The 20,681-nt window shown below is 72.4% G+C and carries 6 protein-coding genes and 1 pseudogene; 5 read left to right on the plus strand and 2 right to left on the minus strand.

The window, feature by feature from the left end:
* Positions 1-27: 27 nt before the first annotated feature.
* Both ACGF5T_RS33680 and ACGF5T_RS33685 read right to left on the minus strand, forming a co-directional pair.
* A complete protein-coding gene (locus ACGF5T_RS33680) occupies positions 28-14,757 on the minus strand; it encodes a hypothetical protein (RefSeq protein WP_366768219.1) in 14,730 nt (4,909 codons plus the stop codon).
* A gap of 254 nt (positions 14,758-15,011) precedes the next feature.
* Positions 15,012-16,550 carry a hypothetical protein gene (locus ACGF5T_RS33685; protein WP_366768220.1) on the minus strand — a complete coding sequence of 513 codons (1,539 nt, stop codon included), beginning with the start codon at positions 16,548-16,550 and terminating at the stop codon, positions 15,012-15,014.
* A gap of 485 nt (positions 16,551-17,035) precedes the next feature.
* On the opposite strand from ACGF5T_RS33685, the gene ACGF5T_RS33690 reads away from it, so the two are divergent.
* From ACGF5T_RS33690 to ACGF5T_RS33710, 5 genes and pseudogenes are all read left to right on the plus strand, one after another.
* Positions 17,036-18,172, plus strand: a complete 1,137-nt coding sequence (locus ACGF5T_RS33690) for a hypothetical protein (RefSeq protein WP_366768221.1) — start codon at positions 17,036-17,038, stop codon at positions 18,170-18,172.
* 230 nt (positions 18,173-18,402) lie between these two features.
* Positions 18,403-19,215: a ParA family protein gene (locus ACGF5T_RS33695; protein WP_366768222.1), complete on the plus strand. Its 813-nt coding sequence runs from the start codon at positions 18,403-18,405 to the stop codon at positions 19,213-19,215.
* The gene (locus ACGF5T_RS33700) at positions 19,212-19,685 is read left to right on the plus strand and encodes a hypothetical protein (protein ID WP_366768223.1); all 474 of its coding nucleotides are present in this window, start codon (positions 19,212-19,214) and stop codon (positions 19,683-19,685) included. Before ACGF5T_RS33695 ends, ACGF5T_RS33700 begins: the two co-directional genes overlap by 4 nt.
* 135 nt (positions 19,686-19,820) lie before the next feature.
* Positions 19,821-20,207 carry a hypothetical protein gene (locus tag ACGF5T_RS33705; RefSeq protein ID WP_366768224.1) on the plus strand — a complete coding sequence of 129 codons (387 nt, stop codon included), beginning with the start codon at positions 19,821-19,823 and terminating at the stop codon, positions 20,205-20,207.
* A pseudogene (locus tag ACGF5T_RS33710) lies at positions 20,207-20,681 on the plus strand (hypothetical protein); the annotation flags it as partial. The gene ACGF5T_RS33705 and the pseudogene ACGF5T_RS33710, both read left to right, overlap by 1 nt.

The following is a 20,681-nucleotide window of genomic DNA, read 5'->3' on the forward strand; positions in this document are numbered from 1 at the left end:
TCGGCAGTCCGGGCCCTCGTTCGTGTCCTACCGCTGGGACGGCTTGGAGTTCTGCTGCTGCGGGTCGGCCCCGCCACGGCGCAGGTGCCCCGCCTGCTCCGCAGAGCCGCCCGCCTTCTTCTTCCCGGAGCCGCCCGGCTTCTTCACCGTGCCGCGCGTGGTCGACTTGCCCCGCGCGGCCGCCGTGGAGACGCGCGTGCCGCGCCCGTCCCTGGCGCCAGGGAGAGGCTGGGACAACGCCTCCCCGAGCTGCCGCATCTCCGGGATGTCCACCGTGGTGGACGTGGCGCCCCGCGCCGCCGGCGGTGTCCCGCCGCGGCCGCCGCCGGGGGAGCTGTAGGCGGAGGCGGCATCGGCGACGTCCCGCAGCGCCTCGGCGGCCGCAGCGTCCGTCCCCTTCTCCTCGCCCCGGCGCCGGAGCCGGTCGGCCCCCGCCTGTGCCCACCCGGCGACCTTCTCGCAGGCGCTGATCGAGACCTTGCGGAAGAACTCGCCAACGCGGTTGTCTCCCATCAGGCGCTCGAAGTGCTCCCCGGCCCGCTCCCGCATGACGCGGAACAGGTGACCGACCGCACCGCGCACCGTCTGGATCTTCTGCCACTCGGGGAGATCCTGGAGTGCGGCGGTGTGCGTATCGGCCTGCTGGAGGGCGGAGTTGACGGCGTCGGCCTGTTGTGGGACGGGCGCGGCCGCCGCCCCTTCCGTGGTGCTGTCCGCCGGGGCCGCAGCGGTGGGCGGTTCCGCCGGCGCGGCCGGGGCGACCGCCTCAGCGAACGCCCGCCGCAACGTGGCGAGGTCGGCGTCGAGATCGGCGACCAGGTCCTGAGCCGTGCCGTTCACCGAAGGCACGTGCTCGTCCCAAGCGTCCAGCACCCCCTGGAACTCGGCGCGGACATCCATCGGCCCGGCCGGAGGCTCCGTCGCCGTGGTGTCCGCAGGCGAGGCCTCCGGGCCGGTCCACAGCGGCAGCTCACCGGGCTCCGGTGCGGCAAGCTCCGGCTGATCGGCGGCCCGCAGGGCGCCTTCCAGTGCCTGACGAACGGCGTCGACGGCGGCGTCGGGAGCCGGACCGCCGTCCTCGGGAGCTGTGGCACCCTCCGCGTCCTCCGGGACCGGTGCGTCCGCTGCCGCCCCTGCTGGAGCCGCTGGGGCTTCCTCGCGGGCGGCGCCCGTGCTCTGTGAGTCCGGGACTTCGGGACTCTGGGACTCTGTGCCTTCCTGCCGGGGCCCGGCGTCCGTCACCGCGGCGGTCCCCTCGTCGGCGTCGGCCGACCGCTGCTCGTCCTCCTGGCCCCGCGCGTCGAGGGCCGCTTGCCGGTCCTCCGTGTCCAGCTGCTGCCACTCGCGGTAGGCCGCGACGGCCGCCTCGTCGCGGGGCGGGCGCCCGGCCCGGTAGTCGGCGAGGTAGCTCTCGTTGAGCGCGACGGCGGCCGCGGCCTCTTCGGCCCGGGCGGCCTCCCGTTCTGCCTGCATCGCGGCGAGCGTGGCCTGCACCTGGTCCTGCATGCTCCGGGCGTCGTACAGCAGAGAGGCCAGCGGGAAAGCGAGCTGACCGCGCACGGGGTGGCCCGGGTCGACCGGCAGCGCGCCGCCCCAGGCGTTCACGGCCCCCTGCACGGCGTCGAGGTGCTGCGTCATCTGCTGCGAGCCGTAGCCCTCGGGCACCGCGCCCGCCAGGCCGTCGAGGGCACCGGCCAGGGCCCGGAAGTGCTCGTTCTGTTCGAAGTCGGGGTAGGCCCGGGCGGCGGCGAGAGCCACCGCCTCGCGGTGCTGCAGGGCGACGTCGCGCAGGGTGGCCCGCAGCACGTCCACCCGCTGCCGCGTCTCGTCGCCGACGGCCGCGCCCGCCGGCGGGCCGTAGGGGGCGCCGGTGAACGCGGAGTGCATGACTGCCGCGTGGGCAGCCGCTTCCTGTGGCTGATCTGCCAGGTAGGTGAGGTCGGCTGGCTCGGCGGCCAGCCGCGCGAACCAGCCGCCGTCGCCGCCCGGGTGGACCGTGGCGATGACGAAGTCGCCCCGCAGTACCTCGCCGGAGTCGACCGGCTGGCCGTCCAGCCCGGACAGGCGCAGCTGATAGCCGGGGTCGCCCGCGAGCGGGACCGTCTCGAAGTAGCGCTGCGGTGCGGGCGGCTCCTCGGTGATCGGTTCGTCCGGGGCGTCGGTGGTCTCCGGGATCGGCGGGGTGGTCATGGTCGGCTCCTCCGAAGCGTCTCGCACCGTCTCGTCACTGGGGGCGTCCTCCCCTGCCGGGGCCGGGGCCGGGGCCGGGGCCGGGGCCGTCGGCGCGGCCGCCGTGTCGGGCTCCGGCGTCTGCTGGTCGCCGTCCGTCGTCTGGGGTCGGTCCTGCTCGAGGAACGACGCTTCGCGCCGTGCCTCGTGCATCCCCTCATCCGAGCCCGCGACTGCGGGTTCCTGCGTGTCCTGGGGTTCCGGTGCCGGACCGTCGTCCGTGGCGGCGGCCGCCGCGGTGTCCTCCGGGGTGTCGTCGACTGCGGCCGGCGGCTCCGGTGCTTCCTCGGGCTCCGGCGCCGGATCGCCGTCCGTGACGCCGTCCGTCTCGGTGTCCGTCGTGACCGGTGCGTCCGCTGCGGACTCCACCGGGCCGGTGTCGGCGGCCGGTTCGCTGGAGTCCGGCTCGGTGCTGCTCTCGGGGGTCTCTGGCTCGCCGTCGACGTCCGCGGGTGCCTGTTCGGCGGGTTCCGTCTCGGCGGCCGCGCTCTCCAGGTCGACGGCGTCCTGCTCTGCGGAGTTCGCAGCGAGGGCGGCCAGCTCCGCCTCGAAGGCCTCCACCGTCGCTTGCGAGCGGGAGGCCAGGAGGGCGGCGGCCTCCCGTACCTCACCCAGCGGACCGCGCAGGTCCTCGCCGACGACAGGCTCCAGGGCGCCGCTCCAGACCGCCACCGTGTGGACCTGGCGCACCATGTCTTCCGGCGTGCCTGCTGGGTCGTCACTCAGGAACTGCCCGGTGTCCCGGTATGCCGCCGCGAGTTGGGCCACGGGGTTGGTCGGCTCGCCGCTGCCGTCGGGCCGCTGCTGCCGGTCGGCGTCGTAGTAGCGCTGGACCGTGGGCAGCGCGTCCCACCGCGCGAACGCCTCGCCCAGCCGGTCGATGTCCGCCTGCGCTTCCTCGTCGGTCTCGTACGGCTCGGCGGGGTCGAGCGGCGGCACGTCCACGTCCAGGAGCACCACGTCCAGCTCCGGCAGTTCCACGGCGGCCGGTGCCTCAGCGGTTTCGGTCTGCACTGCGTCGTCCAGCGTCGGCGTCACCACGGCTGCGAGGGACTGCGGAGCCGCATCCGCTGTCGACGTCTCCGAGTGGGCCTGGCGGTGCGCCAGAGCCAGTGCCTCACCGGCGGGGGCGCGGCCCGCGTACTCGTCGACATCGGCGCGCTCGGTCCAGCTGCACACACACCACGCCTCGACCCACTCCTGGGTCGGTCCGCCGAGGGTGACGGCCGTCGCGTGTGGCACCCCGTCAGCAGCCGCCGTGGCGTGGAGGCGGAGCCGGTCGAGCATCGGCGCCCACGCAGACATGTAGCTGTCGACGGCGGTGCAGGATGCGATCAAGGTCCCCGCCTGGTCCTCGATCAGGAGCGGCGCCAGGTCACCGGAGGCGGTGCGGCCTTCCCACTCCCGGCGGACTGTGTAGAGGGCGCCGGTCTCGGCGGTGATCGTCCACGTGCCGTCAGGGTGGTACTGGATCGCCTCCGACTCCCCGACTTCCGGCAGTACCCACAGCCCGGCGTCATAGTGCATGCGGCGGGCAACGGCGAACCCGGCGGTCAAGTCCCCGCCAGCCTTGGCCGCATGCTCAGCGACGGCCGCCAGGGCCGCGCTCTCGCCCTCGCCGGAACCGATGCTGATCACGTCCCACCGGCCCGACGGCTCTACACCGTGCCAGGTCGCCCGCCACATGATCCCCCGCGCACCCCTGCCCTGGGCATCGTGGGAGATCCCGTACTCGCCGACGGTCAGCCCGGGGCCGGTGACAGTGAACTCATACGGGGACGGCTCGCCGTCGCGGTCCCGAGGGGTGACGGTCAGCGTATTGACGTCGACGACCTCGGGCGCCGCCTCCTCAGCAGGCTCCGGCGCCGCGGCGCTGCCCTCCACCCCCCAGCCGGCGGCTTCGAGGATTGCGACGGCCGCACGGTCGGTCTGGTTCGCCGCTTCCATGTGGGTCGCGCCATGCCGGGCGACCAGCGCGGCCCGGTCCCGGCGGGCTGCGGCCACTTCCGCCGCCGCCCTCTTCTGTGCCTCCGTGTCCCCGCCCGCAGCCCTCACTTCTGCTCGCGCTTCCCGCATAGCACGGTCGTCGCCCGCTTCGCACGCCTCGGCGAGGATCTGACTCGTCAGAGCCTGCGCGGGCCACGGGGCGGTGTCTCCGGCATCCAGCGCGGACGACAGCATCTGTCCGGCAAGCTCAGCGATTCGGTCGGGCCACTGCTTCCAGTGCAGGTCGACCACCTTCGGATCACCCTTGGCCAGGGCCCCCACAAGGCTCTCAACGTCGCGGTGACCGAAGCGCCTGTTCTCGTCGTTCAGGAGGCGGTGAGACAGACACCGCGCGCACACGGTGTAGTGACCAAGTTCGCTTCCCTGGTCGTCGTCGACGGCGACCGTGTACCGGGCACCCGAGCGCTTCGCCGAGCACTTGCCGACGTACGGCGTCGACGCATCGCAGTACGCGTCCGGCGTGTCGGCCATGTCGTCCGTGAGCTGGGCCACGACGCGTAGCCGCGCGTTCGGAATGGCCTCCTGGGCTGAGTTCCAGATCGCCCACTCAGCAACGTACTGCCGGTTATCCGGGCCCCGCCGGGACCAGTCCTCACCGGTGCGGCCCTGCGCGCCGTCCGGGTCGGTCAGGTGCTCCCAGCCCCACCGGCACGACGCGATAAGGCCGATGCGGCCGAACCGGCGGACCAGGTACACGCCCTCTTCGAGCTGGACCCGGTCCGTGGTCGTCTCGAACTGGGGGGCCTGCGCCGTCAGGTGCCCGTACCGGGCCCACAGCGAAGCGAACCGGGTACGGGTCGCCGAGTCCTCACGGATCCGCGCCAGCACGGCGGCAAGGGGCCGGTCCTCCAGGTTCGCGTTCCACCAGTAGGAGCCGTCAGCGTCGTGACCGGCCTCCCACTGGTCCTCATCCGGACGGGAGTACCTCACAGGGCGCAGCCGGAACGTGTGCCCGCCCGCCGTCGTCAGAATCCAGCCCGCCGCCGGTTCGCGCCGGTCGGTGAACGACACGGGGGCGATCGTCTCGCCCTCGATGAGCGCCGCCCGAAGCTGCGCCTCTCGCCCGTCCTCGGTAGGAACGGCCCCGCTGCCCGTGGCCGTCTCCGGCTCCGCCGGGCCTTCTGACGGGTCCTGTGCCGGATCGCCGAACAGCCCGAGCTGTTCTGTCCCTGCGCCGGGCGCGGCCGCGCTCCCCTTTCTCCGGGCGCGGGTTCGGGCGGGGGCGGGTGTTGGCGTGGGCTGCTCGACGTCGGCCGGCGCCGCCACGAACGGGTCGGGCCGCCAGGCTCGGGGATCGTCCGGGCGGGTGGCCGCCAGCAGGACGGCCAGTTCCTCAGCCGCCCGGGTCAGGTAGGACGCGGACGTGTCGGCGAAGTCGGCAGCCCAGAGCAGATCGTCGTGCACCAGCGCCAGGTCATCCGCGAGGTCCGTGCTGGTGAGCTGTCCAGCACTCAGGTTCTCCACGACCTGCTGCAGGGCCGACAGGCGTGCGGCGGCTTCCTGGTCCTCGCCCGCGTAGCTGGGGGAGAGGCGGATCGTGCCGAGCGTGGCGTTGAGCGTCCAGGCGGTGTCCGCGTCGATGGCCTCCCGGGGCACGGGCATCTGGAGGGCGCGGGCCACCAGTTCCGCCACCGCCGCCTGGCTGTCTTCGAGCAGAGCCGATACCGAGTCCCTGTGGCCGAAGGGGGGCCGACTCTCGAAGCGGGGCCCGGGCGGCTGCCGCATCTCGGCAGGCCACGACTGGTCATGTGCCGCCCCCACCGTCTGGTTGAGGTCCGTGACGTAGCCGATCAGTCGACCATCGAGCCAGACCGTGGAGGACGACATGCTCGTCGGGATGATGTCCGCCCGGCCCGCGTACTGAGCCAGCTGCTCCGGGCCGCCGAACCGCTGCTCGGACTGCTGGAGGGACTCCGGGGTGTCCCGCGAGGACGTCGGCGGGGTGGCCAAGACGACGGAGGGCTCAGGAGGCGCGGGCGGGGTGCCTTCCGGGCCGGCGGGCGCGGCTTCGGCCTGCGCCTCTTCCACGGTCATCTGCCCGTCCGGGACGCCGTCGGTCTCCTCCCCCTCCGCGTCCGTCTCCGGCTCATCCTGCGGATCCGGGTTCGGGACGCGTTCCGGCGGCACGAGGCCGAACTCCTCGTACAGGTTGCCCGTCCCGTACTCGTCGCTGTCTTGCGCCGGGGTTACGCCGATCTGCTCGTCGGGAGCGGACTGGGAGGCGACGTCTGCACCGGCGGACGATTCCGCCTCTGCTGACTCCGCCTCACGAGTGGCAGCCTCCGTGTCCTTTGCCGCAGGGTCTACCTGCCGCACCCGAGCCTGAGACAGGGCACGCCGGTAGTCGGTCAGCGTCACGTATCCGGGCAGAAGGCGGCCGCCAAGCTCCGCCCCGGAGCGCTCTGTGTCGAACGTCCAGCGCTTAGCGCCTTCCGCCTGAGTCCACATCAAGGACAGAACGGCGAGCGACTCCCCACCCCGGCTGTTGTCGTGGGTCGTGCCAGATGCCTCGCACTCCCACACGCCGAGCGATGATTCCCCGTCCTCAGCGTCGACCAACCCAGCGCGCAGCGCCACGGCCCATCCCGCCGCCTCCGCCTCAGACGCGAACTCGATCAGGGCGGACGGAACGCCCTTGCGTCCCACGTTGGACGTGTCCCACTGGCCGTAGGCACCCACCCACCAGGAGCGGTCGATCGCCGTGCCCGCTGGGAGCGTGATGCGGGTGATGAAGCCAGGCTCGGGCGACGCCTCCGGCCCGGGGCCGGGCTCGTCGCCGGGCGGTTCGTTGGTCTGTGACTCCGATACTTCGGGACTCTGGGACTCCGGGGGTTCCTCGGTGCTGTTGCCGTCCTCTGGCTCCGGCGGGGCCTGCTCCGGCGGTGCTTGGGCCCCGTCCGCGGGACGGGTGCCGGAGCTGCCGGTGGGCCTGGCGGCTGTTTCGCCGGGCGCAGGCATGGGTGCCGGGTTCGGCGTTGGCGCGGGGGCCGTGGGCAGCTCGGGGGCGGGGGTCGTCTCGTCGAACGCGGCGAGGGCGGCCGCCGCCTGGTCGACCTTTGCCTGATGGGGTGCGCGCTGCTCGGCACGCTCCGCGATGGCCTTCTTACGGCTCTCGGGGGTGCGGTACCTCTCCGGGTCGAGCATGGACTCGGTCAGCTCCGGGAGCTTGTCCCGCTCGGTGATCGCGCCGACCACGGCGTCCAGCAGCTCCACGCGACGCCGGGCGTGCTCGATGGCTGGGCCGTAGTCGACCGAGGCCTGCTGCGCGGCGAGCAGCGTGATCTCGGCTTCCAGCACCGGAACGCGCTCGCGGTCCATGAGCTGGTGGTCTTCGGCCTTCTCCAGCGCGGTCGCCAGGCGGCCGATGATGGTGCCGCCGAACTTCGGGTTGGCCAGGTCGCCGATGGAGCAGACGGATTCGCTGTGCCGCAGGTCGGGGAAGCCGACGTGAGCGCGGATCTCGCCGCCGTCCAGGATCTCCGGCCGTACCGCGAAGTCGAGCCCGCCGAAGGTGCCGATCGTCGTCCACGGCCCCATTCCGAGGCTGCTGTGGCTGCGCAGGGCGTCGGCGACGGCCTGGCGGACGACCGGACCGGCCTCGCCGCGCTTGTCGAAGTCGCGGCCGCCGACCCGGATCTGGAAGGCGTCGCCGCGGATCGTGGCGGTGACCTTCGGCAGGGCGGCGTCCCGGAGGGCGATGGCGCGCTGGGTGCTGGCGAGTTCGTTCCTCTTGGCGTCCAGCAGTTCCGCCTGGCGGACGCGGTCGGCGGCCGCGTTGCGCCGGTCGGCCTCCAGGCCCTGGAGGTGGACCTTGGCCTCCATGAACTGCCGCATGAAGGGGTTGCCGCCGATCTCGGCGGCCATCGTGGCGTAGTCCCAGTCGCTCGCGCCGATCTCTTCGACGGTGTCGTTGTCGTCGTCGCCCTCGCCGGGCGGACGCTGGATGTCGCGCAGCCCCTCCGCCTTGGAGGTGAGCAGTCCGACCTGCCAGGCGTCCATGCTGCCCTTGGTGGCCAGGAAGTAGATGTTCACCTCCTCGTGCTGGTTGCCGGGGCGGATGACGCGGCCGTTGCGCTGGATCATGCTGGCCGGGGTCCAGTCCTGATCCAGGTGCATCAGGGCGTAGGCCCGGTTCTGGCCGTTGAAGCCGGTGCCGAGGACTTCGGTGGAGCCCATGAGGACCGCGATGCCGCCGTTGTTGGCGGCCTCCGACATCGCGGCCTTCTTCTCCGGGGTGGCGTTGTCCTGCGCGAACTGGACCATGTCGCGGGGCACGCCGCGGGCGGCGAGCAGGTCGCGCAGTTCGGCGTAGGCGTCGAAGCCGCCCTTGTTGTTGCCGCCGGGGGTGCCGCTGTTGCAGAAGACGAAGAACAGCCCGCCGGGGACCGGGTGCGGGGTGTCGTCGCGGCTGGAGAGGGCGTAGGTGCGGTCCTTGTGGGCGTGGTAGCCCGCCGCGATGATGTCGGCCGCCGTCACCAGCTTGTTCGCCGCGGGCGCGTTGGCGTCCACCAGCCGGGGGTCGAGCGCGACCGCGCGGCCCTCGCCGGAGACGGCCAGCATGTTGTCCTCGTCGCGGGTGACGTCACCGGCGTGGATCGCCTGGCCGCGGGCCACCAGGGTCTGGAGCCGGGCGCGCTGGTCGGCGGTCGGCTCCACCAGCACCAGTTCCGGGGCGCCGCCGGCGAGCTTGGGCCGCACGATCCCGACGTCGTCGCCGGTCTTCGTGTCGGCGGCCAGCCCCCACATCGTCTTCATCGTGGACTTCGACACGAACCGGGAGAAGCGTTCGACGATCGTCAGGCCGCTGCCGTCCGGGGCCGTCTCGATGCGCTGGACCTTCTGCCCGAAGGTCTCCGACCACAGGTCCGGGCCGTGCACCCCGAACTGGTCCAGCAGCCACGGCGTAGCCAGTTCGAGCACCGAGTACTGCTCGAAGATGGAGTTCTCCATCGGCGTGCCGGTGCCGAGGGTGACGGTGGGGCGGCCGCCGTGGACCTCCGCCACCTGGTGGTGCCACCTGAGCTTCTGGTGCATGTCCACCCCGCGGACGCTCGCGGCCTCGCCGCCAGCCTCCTTGGAGCGGAAGCCCACGGCGGTGAAGCGGTGCGCTTCGTCGACGAGCGCGTAGTCGAACCCCAGGTCCTCCCAGTACACCTCGCCCGGGGTGCGCATCGGCGCGGCGTTGCGCCGGATGCGGGCTTCCACCGTGGTCAGGCGCCGTTCCAGCTGCATTAGGGCGAAGTTGTTGTGCGGGACTCCACGTTCGCGCTTGAGCTGTTCCTTCAGCGACTCGATCTCGCGGAAGAGGTACAGCTCTTGCTGCTCGGGGCTCATCCGGATCGACCCGAACGCGCCCTCGGTGAAGATGACCAGGTCCGGGGTGTTGGCGCGCAGCCACTCCAGGAGCGGGCGCCGGTTACCGTCGGCGAGGTCGTCGGAGGTGATCAGGCGGATGTCGGCGTTGGGGTAGAGCAGCTTGGCCTCGTCCAGCCACTGGCGGGCCAGGTGCGGCTGGACGACCGCGAAGGGCTTGGCGATCTGCCCGGAGGCCTTGAGGGCCTGTGAGCCCATCACCATCGTGGTGGTCTTGCCGAGGCCGACCTCGTGCGCGAGGACGACGCCCCGCTCGAACTGCATCCGCGCGGCCGCCGAGAGCTGCCACGGGTGCGGGGTCCGCTCGGTGGTGAAGCCGTCCAGGGTGGGGGCGAGGCCGTCGTAGTTGCGGACGACGTGCCCGTTCATCTGCCGGTTGTAGGCGTCGGTGAGCAGCGTGACCCGGGCGGTACTGGCGGTGCAGTAGTCCTCGAAGGCCGACCGCATCGCGTCGGCCTTGTAACGCATCGCGCGGGTGGCGTCCTCGTCGACCCCGTCGCCGTCGAGGGTGTTGACCACCATCGAGGCCCGCCCGAGTAGGGCCTTGGCGATGTGCACTGCCGAGCGCCGTTCGGTGCCCTTGAGCGCGTTGATCGCGTCGGGCACCTTGCCCGCGGCCAGGGACCAGCCGTACCGCTCGTTGTGGCTGACCTGGAGGGTCGGGTCGCCGAGGTACTCCCGCAGGAAGCCCTGCACGAGAGACGCGGGAATCCAGTGCGCGCCGAGCTGGGCAGTGAACTGCCCCAGGCGCTTCGGCTTCGGCTGCACCGCTTCAAGCGCGGCGACGTTCACCGCGTACGTCGGATCGGTGGCGGCCGCCTCGCGGGCCTGTTCGAGCTTCACCCGGACCGGCCCGGACAGGTAGGCGCCAGCGTGCTCCAGCTTCTTGGTGACCGGGTTGTCGAAGACCTCGGTGCCCAGGCGGCGGCGGGCCTCTTCGGGGGGCGTGCCCAGCAGGGAGGCGATCAGCGGCAGGTCCACGCCGCCGGTGGCGCCCATCACGGCCGTCAGCGCCGTCTTCGGGTCGTCGGTGGGCTCCAGGTCGCCGCGGCGGGCGCCCGGCCGCCGGGTGAGGACCTCGGAGGGCACCGGCCGGTCGTTCGCCCGGTCCCAGTGCTCCAAGCCCAGGACGACGGCGGCATGCGGGTCCTGGCGGAACCAGCCCCAACCCGTGGGAAGGCGTTCGTCGTCGTCCAGCTCGACGCCGGCGGCGCGGGCGGCGGCCCTGGCCTCGTCGGTCGGCAGCGCCATCCGGGTCTGCCGGGGCCGGGACAGCGGCCCGTGCGCCATCGTGTAGGCGGCATGCAGCCGGGCGAGCTGGCTGCGGACCTCGCGCGCACGGTCGGGGTCGCTGCCGGTGCGGTCCAGCTCTTGCAGTTCGCTCGCGGTGTCGCGCAGCGACAGCAGCATCCGCAGCTGCTCGGTGCCGGTGACACCGTCGGCGGTGATGACCCGGACCGGGTCCTCGCCGTTGACGTGCTGCCAGATCTGCCCGTAGTCGTCGGTGTAAAGGCGGCCGGTGAAGTCCGTCGCGTGTTTCTCGCGGGCGGTCTGCAGCAGCAGCGGCGCGCGGTCGGGCCCGTCCTCGTGCGGGACGTAGCCCTGGCCGTCGGCGACCGCCGCGGCGGCGGAGGCCTCCATCCGCTCGCGCAGCAGCCGGGGGACCTCGCCCGGGTCGCCCTGCACCGTCACCCGCGGCCCGTACGGCCCCTTCTCGGACGTCAGGCGTCCCAGCACGTTCTCCGGGTGCTCGGTGAAGTGGGCGTTCACCGGGAGGGTGTTGCCGCCCAGCTCCCGCTCCGGCGCGTCGATCCACGTCTGGTCGCCCGGTTCCTCGCCCTCCGCGCGGCGACGGAAGACCAGCACGTCGGCGACCACGTCGGTGTCGGCGGTCTCGCCGAAGGTGCCCGCCGGCAGGCGGTACGCGGCCGCCAGGTCGCCCCAGCGGGACATGGCCCGGCGGGCGGAGGTGTCCTCGCCGTCCAGCGTCCACCGCGAGGTGATCACGGCCATGTAGCCGCCCGGCCGCAGCAGCGCGAGCTGCTTGATGATGAAGCCGTTGTGCAGGGAGTGCCCGGCCGCGCCGTAGCGGCCCTCCCCGAACGGGGTGTTGTGCGCGAACGGCACGTTCCCGATCACCAGGTCGAACGTGCCGACCGGGGCGTCGGTGTCGGTGAACGACTCGGACAGCACATTGGCGTGCGGATAGATCCGGGCCGCGATCGCCGCGGTGGTGGGGTCCACCTCAACGCCGGTCAGCCGCGCGGCCTCCGGGGCCACCCCGAAGAACGCCCCGGACCCGCACCCGGCCTCCAGGACCTCCCCGCCGTCGAAGCCGTACGCGGCCAGGCCCTGCCACATCGCCTCAGCGACGCCCTGCGGGGTGTAGTGGGCCGACAGCACGGCCCGGGACGCCGCCCGCCACTCGAAGGGGTCCAGCAGCTCCCGCAGCTCGCCGCGCACCCGGTCGTAGGACTCCCAGCGGGCATGGTCCGCCTCGAACCTGCCCTCCCACTCGCCGCCGGGCCGGTAGATCGGCTCATCGGGGTCCGGCTCGTCGAGGAACACGGTCGGGACCGAGCCCCAGCCCGACCAGCGGGCCAGGATGCGCTTCTCCTCGGTGGTGGCGCCGCGGCGGGCGCTCTCCAGCGTCCGCAGCACCTTGATGGCTTCGAGGTTCGCCTCAGCGCGGGCCAGCGGGCCGCGCGGCAGGTCGGCCGGGTCGGGGCGGAACCGAGCTACAGGTTTTCCAGCTCCCTGCGGATCGCCGCCAGCTCCATCGCTTCCGGGCTCAGCGGCGCCGCCGGGCTGTCCGCGTCCTCCGGCGGCGGCAGCATCTCGCGCAGCACCTGCTCCCGCGCCGTTGCCTTGATCTGCTCCAGCTGTCCGACCCGGGCCTGGTAGCCCGTCTCCGGCTCCAGGCTCTCCTCCAGGTCCTCCTCCGTCGCGGCGATCGCCTCGCTCATCTGCGCCCCCAGCTGCCGGAAGTACCGGTCCGGGTCCTGCATCGCCGCCAGTTCCTGCGGCCGGAACTCTTCCCAGTGCCTGCGCAGCAGCGTCTCGTACTGGCTCGTCGTCGCCATCGGCCTCGCCTCCCTCTTGCTCGTTGACGGTACCGGCCAGCGCCGCCATCTGCGCCGCCAGCCGGGACTGGTCCACCCCGCGCCGGTCGACGTCACCGCCGGCGGCGCGGACCTGTTCGATCACCGCGTTGATACCGATGAGCGCGGCACCCATCGTCGGGATGCGCCGCTTGGCGGCCTCCCGCTCCCGCTTGGGCAGGTTCTCGTCCAGCGACTGCTCGCGCAGGTCCTCCGTGGTCCGCTCCGCGATCCGCGCCAGCTCCCCGAGCAGCCCCTCCTCGAAGTGGAACGGGTAGGCCTGCATCACCTGGTTCGTGAGCGGGTTCGCCACCTTCGTCCGTGTCGGCAGCTGGTAGGGGGTGAGGAGGGTGAGCACCCGGTCGTACTCGGGGGAGAGTTCCGAAGGCCTGCGCCGCAGCCATGACACCAGCGGGTCGTGGGCGCTGATCGGCAGGTCCACTTCCCGCTCCAGGCCCCAGGTGCGCTGCGGCAGCGTCTCCGGGTCCTGGTCGTAGCGCCGGACGAGGGCGGCCATCGCGGCCGGCGCGGAGTCGAAGTCGCCGATGCTGCTGCGCTGGTCGTAGCTGGTCAGGGCGCGGAACTTCTTGCCCTGGCGCTCCACGTAGCCGTAGCCGCGGTCCGAGCCGTCGATCAACACAGTGCGGCGGCCGCCGAGGTTCGCGCCCAGCCTCGCGCGAGTGGCATCCGGGTTCTGCTCCAGGCCCCGCTGGAAGCACGCTGCCTCCACGGCCTTCAGCCGGGCCGCCCGGGCCTCCTTGACCGCCTCGCTGTAGGAGTAGGAGGACTGTTCGTTGGTGGCGTTGAGGCTCGATCCCAGCTCGTCGCTCTCGGCGATCAGGTCTTCCAGCGTCATCTCGCCCACCGGCGTCCGCTCGCCGTAAGACCGCGCCCGCCGGGCGATCCGTTCCTCCTGGACGGCCTTGCGGTAGTCGGCGACCTGGTCGTGCAGTTCGTGCTCGCGCGGCAGGCGTGTCCACGTCCGGCCGACCTGCTCGTAGGTGCTCTCCAGCGCCTCGTCGTCCAGGTCCGCAGCCGCCGGACCAGCCAGGATCGTCCGGGCGATGCGGGCGTACTGCTCGGTGCGCACCGCCCTGAAGTGGCGCTCCAGCGTTCGGTACTCCTCATCCGAGCCGTGGAACGGCGTCTTGTGGCTGTTCGTCTGCCACCACTCGCTCTTGGCGGCCAGCTCCTCGTCGCCCATCTCGGTGACCGGCGCCGCCGTCGCCACCCGGTCCAGCAGCCGCTTACCGCGTTCCTGCCGCAGCGCCCAATACCGGCCCTCCGCCGCGTCGCTGTAGTTCCGAGACCGCTCCACGGAGGCGGCGTTCTCCGCCTCCACCAGTTCCTCGTACGACAGGCCGGTGAGGTCCAGCGGCTCCGGCTCCGGCTCGGGCGGGGGAGCGGGCGCGGCCGGCGGGGTCTGCTGCGCTGGGACGGCCGCGGCCGCCGTCGGCGAGGTGACCAGGTCCTCCGGGGTCTGGCCCGGTCCGAGCACCACGATGTTGCGGTCCTGCCGGGCGAACGCCTGCAGCACGGCGGCGAGGTTGCGGTCGCGGGTTTCCGGGTTCCACCTTCGGCCGGTCACCCGCGCCTGCCGCTGCCCGGACCAGTACAGGTTCCCGGCCTTCACCGCCCGCAGATCATCGACGTCGTACTTGTCGGTGCCGTACACCGCGGCGACGCCGTCTTCCTCCCACCGCACCCAGACCTTGTCGCGGGCGCTCGGGTCGCTCGCCGCCCGGTGGTGGCGCGCGGCCAGCATCGCGAAGGACGACAGCCGCCTGTCTCCGAGCCCGTGGCTCACCAGGCGGGCGTCGCCGACCCGGCCCACCGCGACGTTGCCCCGGCGGGAGCCGGAGGCGATCTCGGTGCCGTCCGGGCCGAACACGGTGACCGAGCTGCCCTTGATGAGCGCGTGATAGCCCGTCACCCCGTCGACCGGCTCCGCCCCTTCGGGCAGTGGCTGCGGACCGGGCGAGGCGGCCGATTCCGTCTCCGGCGCGGTCTCCGCTTCCGTGTCTACCGTCGCGAGTTCATCCCCCATGCGCTTCTCCCCGTACCGCGTGCTCCCTCGGCACGCCAGCAACACGTGCCACGTCGTACTCAATTGACCCTACAGACAAGGTCATCAACCTCGATCGCCGATTTATTGCGCGGCGTTCGGGCATTTCGCCACGCGAAACACCAGGTGGGAATGTCGCTGAAGCGCGGCCGGACACCCGGAGTACGCGAGTCCCGAAGTCTGTGGACGCACGACGGCGGCCCGGCGAGTCGCCGGGCCGCCGTGAAGGGGAGGGGTCAGGTGGTGGACAGTCCGGGAACTCCGCCGACGTCCTCGCCGGGCGTCAGGTACTCCTGCAGCGCCCGCTCCCGCCACCGCTTCGCGCCGTCCGTGAAGTGCGCGTCGCGCCGGTTGTTGGCCATGTGGGAACGGGTGAGGTCGATAACCCAGTCGTCGACCTGGTGGTGCTTCTCCAGGGCGTCCAGCGCCGCCCGCATCCGTAGCCGCTCGTCTCCCTCAGCGGCCAGGCGCTTCTCGTTGAGGGCGTCCATGATGCAGATCATCCCGACGTGCAGGAAGTCGCGGTACTCCTGCCCACCGGCCGCCAGCCGGGCCGTGGCCTGCTCGGTGGTGAGCGCACCGCGGCTGCGTCCCGCGAGCGCGGCCGCCAGCTCGGCATCCTCCCTCTGGCGCTGCGCGTCGTACCGGACGGAGCGCTCGGCGTACGGCTCATCGGGGTGCAGGTCCATCAGGGCGCGGCCCTCCTGCGTCCAGTCGTGAGCCCAGGCGTCCGGGTGGCGCGGCCCCCAGGTCTCCGCCCACGCGTACGGGCCGCCGGTGCCGATGCGCAGCAGTGCGGCGGTGATGCTCGCGGGGGTGCGTCCGCCGGGGATCCATGCGAGCGTTGTCCAGCCGTCCGTCTCGGACCAGACCCGCAGGTTGTAGGTCGGCGGGTGCTTCTCGCCCTGGAACCAGGTCGGCTCCGGGGTCGGCTCGGCGGAGGCCGGGCGACCCTTGATCCAGGTGTCGAACGGGAGGCGGGGCATCACGGGCCGGTTGGGATTGGCGTCGACCTGGTGGACCCGGGAGGGCAGGGTGCCCAGGTCGGTGGTGACGTGCTGCCAGACCTGGGCGCACAGGGTCCCGCAGTCGCCGCCGACGGGGCGCTCGGGGGTGCGCAGCCGGTGGGCGACCATCGCGTCGGCCACCGCGACGGCCTTGGCGAGGTCGGTGCACCAGGCTTGAGTCCGCCAGCTCGGCGCACCGCCCGAGTGGTCTTCGCCCACGATCCCGTCCGGCACGTAGTACGTCCGCACCTCGAACGGCAGGTCCGGGCTGGGGCACATCGGGTCGAGGGAGTCGGGGAAGGCGCCGGGCCGCTCCACGGACCAGCCGTTGTGGACGTACCGCCAGAACGGCTCACGGTTGGAGCACCAGACCACCGGCCACAGGGCGGCGACCTCCACCCTGCCGTCGGCCAGGCGGTGCGGCACGGGCACCCGGGTGCCCTTGGCCACCGCCCCGATGCAGTCACGCACCTCGCGGATGAGGACGCCGTCAGCGGCGGGCTCGGCGACGCCCCACCGAACCCCTTCGTCCCGCTGGACCATGGAGTGGCGGGCGTCCTCGTTCCAGACGACCGTCACGGGCACGAGGCCGTCCTGAGCGACGACGTCCGTCAGGGCCGCCACCACGATCTCGTCCCAGTCGTCCCGGGCGGGCTCCGGTCCGGACGCGCCGGCGGCGCGGGTCTCACGCAGTGCGGCGGTGTACTTGGCGCCCTCCCGGGCGGCTGCGCGGGCCTTCTTGGCTGCGGTGCTCTGCTTCTTCGGCATGGCGTACTCCAGGCGTAGCGGTCCCCACGCGCCCGCCAGCCGTGTACGTCGAGGCCGGAATGCAGGCAGAACTCAACTCCGCGGGCCCCGAGAGACCTTGACCGACTGTGCCCGGCGGCGTGGGCGCCAGGGCGGCAGTGAACGGCGTGCGCGTCTTGCCGTGCCTCCGATGGTAGGGCGAGGCACCGACAGCGTGCCGGGAGTTTACTTCGGGAGTCTGTAATTCCGGCACTCCGGCAGTCTGTTGGTTCGGACGGCGATCCTGCCTGCGAATGTCGGCCCCCGCCGCTACCGTGATGGGTGGCCGCCTCGCGTCGGCCTGACTCCGAGCCGTACCCGCCCACGCCGGGAGCGGCGACCGAGGACAAGGGGCGGGCCCCGGGCTCAGCCTCACGCGACGTCAGCAACACCCCGTTGCGCCTTCCCTGGTCCACCGACGCCGCGGCGGGGATGCGTGGGGTCCACCGCCGGGAGAGCGACCGGTCATGACCGCCAACAAGCACACCAAACGCGCCGCCCGCGAACTCGCCGCGCGTGAGGGCATCTCGTACACCGCCGCCCGCCGGCGCCTGGCAGAGCCGGACCCCGGCCCGGCCGCTGAGCCGCTGGACGAGCCGCCCCGCCTGTACCCGATCGTGATGACCCCGTGCACGCACGGCTGCGACGGGACCCCGCACCCCGGTTACGTGTGCGAGACCTGGCACCCCTTCACCCACCGTGGCAACCCCCGTACGAGCTGGGACACCTGCGAGGCCGCGAGTCTGCCCGGACGCCGCGCCCATAGCCTCACCCACCGATTCCGGGAGAAGCCTCAGTACGGCTACAGCCAGGACGATTCGTGGGTGCTGGCCGCCGCGTACGCGATGCTGCTGGACGAACAGCCGGAACTGGCACCCGACCCGCACCGGCTGCGCGCGGCGGTGGAAGCCGACGATCTCGCCGCCGTCGACATGCTGATGCACCCCCTCGATCTCGCTGCGGTGCGTCTGCTCGGTTGCCCGATCAGGGAATGGTGGACGACCGGCCACCCGCGTCTCCAGGTGTGGGCCACCAAGGTCACCACGGAGGCGGGCGAACCGGCGTGGGACATGACCCTCGTTGAGTACAACAGCCGCTGCTTCAAGCTGGCCGAGCGCTTCCTGAAGTCGCAGGAGGAACGCCGGAACTACAACGGGTACATGGAGACCGAGCACGTCTCCTGGTGGTTCTCGGTGCCGTTCCTCACCGAGCTGCTGCGCCGCCAGTTCGGCGGACTCGCCCTGCGGACGCACGTGCGCCTCCCGGACGGCCGCCCTGCCCTGGTGACCGCTGTGGAGTGGGCCGACGACGGCACCCCAGCCGCGTACCGGGTCCGCGAGCTGGAGCCCGGCCAGTACGGCAACGAGGGCAAGCTCGTGCCGAAGCTCGGGGGAGACGGCGAGACCGTGCCCGCCGCCGACTGTCGGGAGGACGGACCCTGCCAGGTGTGCGACGGCCAGGCTGGAATGACCGAGGGGCTGTGCGAGGCCTGCGCTGACCGGTTCATCCTGTGTAGCTGCGGCACGACCATCCCAGTGGCCTCGCCCTACGGCATGTGCGCCGCCTGCCGGGCGGAGGAAGCCCCCGGCCATCTGGACGACTGACAGGCCCCGGCCCGAGCGACACGGTGCGGCGGCGCAGCGACTCCCGGAATGCCGGACTCCGGAAGTCGCTGCCGCCGGGCCGAGTCACCGACCGGTCCGGGTACGCCCTCTAGGAGTGAAGTCGGGCGGTTCGTTGTCGACCGCCGCAAGGGGTGCTGCCAGACTGCCGAAGTCACAGGCTCCCGGGATACCGGAGTCACAGAGTCACGGACCCGAGAAAGGAGAGGCCCATGTCGCAGCGCAGGAACAAGCGTGTCGCCGCCGGCAGCAACAAGGGCGGCGTCGGCAAGACCGGCTGGGTGGAGATGGTCGCGGCCGCGCTCGCCGAGATGAAGCGGAAGGTGCTGGTGGTCGACGTCGACCCGCAGGCGAACCTCTCGCGCAGGATGGGGCGCCCCTACCGCAAGGAACAGCCGATCGTCACGGTCTCCGAGGTTGTGAAGGCCAATGAGGCCGGTTGCGCCGTCGATGCGATCATCTCCTGCGGGTGGGGCGGCATCTACGCAGAGCAGATCGACATCATTCCCAGCCGGTTCGACCTGGACAACCGCATCTCCGAGGCCGCCGTGATCGGCTCACGCCAGCGCCTGGCCCGCGCTCTTGAGGGCGTCGACGACGACTACGACTTCACGCTGTTCGACTGCCAGCCCTCCCTGGGGCACCTCACCCAGCTCGCCCTGGCGGCCTCCGACTACGCCGTCGCCCTGGTCGAGCCGGAGTACGACGGCGTCGACGGTGCGGTCCGCTTCCGCGACTTCATCGGCGATGAGATCAACCGCATGGAGATGGGCAACCTGGACCTCCGGTTCGCGGCCGCCATTCCCTCGCTGGTCGACGGCCGTCTCGCTGCGCACACCCACCACCTCGGAACGCTCCCGGACATCTTCGGAGAGGGGATGGTCTGGGAGCCGATCCCGCTGCGGTCCGTGGTGAAGGACGCCGCCGACGAGGCCCAGCCGCTCTCTGCCCAGGGCAGCCGTGCAACCGAGATGCGCGAGGTCTACAAGGCCTCCGCAGAGCGCATGATCAAGGAGTTCGTGTGACGCCGAAGAGGACCCGGTCCGTGGTCTCCCCCGATTCCGGGATAGGGGCAGGGCGTAAGCCGCTGACCCCCTCCGTCGAGCCCATCCTCGGTGAAGGTGAGCAGGCCGTGGAGTCAGGGGCGGCCGCGGGTTTGGAGTCGCACCGGTCCAGCGATCCGAAGTGGGCGACGCTGGAGCGTAAGGAGGCTCGGCTGCGGTCCGATCAGCTCACGGACCTGGCCGACCTGCGGCGGTACGTGAGCGCCCGCCGCCGGGACCGCTCGGAGATCATCACCGACAACACCCTGATCCGCGTCGCCGTCGACCTGCTGTTGCAGGGGCACGCCCACCGGCTCCACGGAGACACGGAAGAGGCCCTGCTGGCCTCCGTGCTGCCCCGGCGCCGGGCTGCCGCCCCGGCGGAAAAGGCCCGCCCGGAGAAGGCTGAACGGGCCAGCTCGGGGAAAATCCAACGGCAACAGACTCCGTAAGTCCGGTACTCGCGGAGTCCGTGATTCAGTCAACGGGCGCGGTTCTCGCCAACCGCGCCCGTTCGTTGTCTCGACACAACGGAGACCCGCTACGCTGCCGACGTTCGTTGTTCCGGCACAACGGGAGGATTCCGGGTGGACAACGTTGACATGATGGCCGAACAGATCGCCGATCTGATCCGGCAGGCCAACGCCGACGAGACGACGGCGGCCGACCGTGTGCAGCTGCTCACCACGGCGGTCGGTCTCGCGGTCGATCCCCTGCACCAGCTCGAACTGATGATGCTCGTCGCCGACACGGCGGGCCGCGCCGCGCACGACGCCGCCGGCCGCGCCCTGCGCGGCGAAGGCCGCCCGGAGGGCAAGCCCGCGACCTGGGCGGAGATCGGCGCCGCCGCCCATCTGGCCAAGGACACCGTCTTCCGCCAGTACCACGGCGGCACCGCGCTCTCGTGGTCCCCGGCGAACCGCGGCGTGCGGCAGGCCGTGCGGCGGCCCGCCGCCGACGGAGAGGTGCGCTGATGCCCGTCGACCGCAGTCTCACCGGGCCGGAGCTGCTGTGCGCGGCCGCCGCAGAGGTCTGCTCGAAGGAGGGGGAGATTTCCGAGGCCCGCGGCCGCCAGGTGCGGTGGGTGGCAGGTGAGTACGGCCGTGCCCTCGCCCACCCCGACCACCCGCTCGACACCGACGCCGAAGCCGGACCGCTGTTCCGGCGTGAAGCCGTCGAGGCCTACCTCACCCTCGCGGGTCGCGGCGCCCTGCGGGTGCGACGGGCCGCCTCGCCCACCAGCGGCGACCACTCGCGGCAGATCCGCATCGAGGTCCTGGCGCTCCTGGCGAAGGCCGCCGGGGTGTACGCCGACCTGCCGCCGCAGCCCGACCCGGCCCGCAAGCAGCCCGTACCCAAGCGGGCCCGCTCCCTGCTGCGGTCCTCCCTGGAGGAGGCCGCCGACCAGGCCGCTCTGCCCGGGCAGATCCGGATGCTCGCCATCGGCG

The organism is Streptomyces sp. NPDC047853 (assembly GCF_043204535.1).
GTDB lineage: Bacteria > Actinomycetota > Actinomycetes > Streptomycetales > Streptomycetaceae > Streptomyces.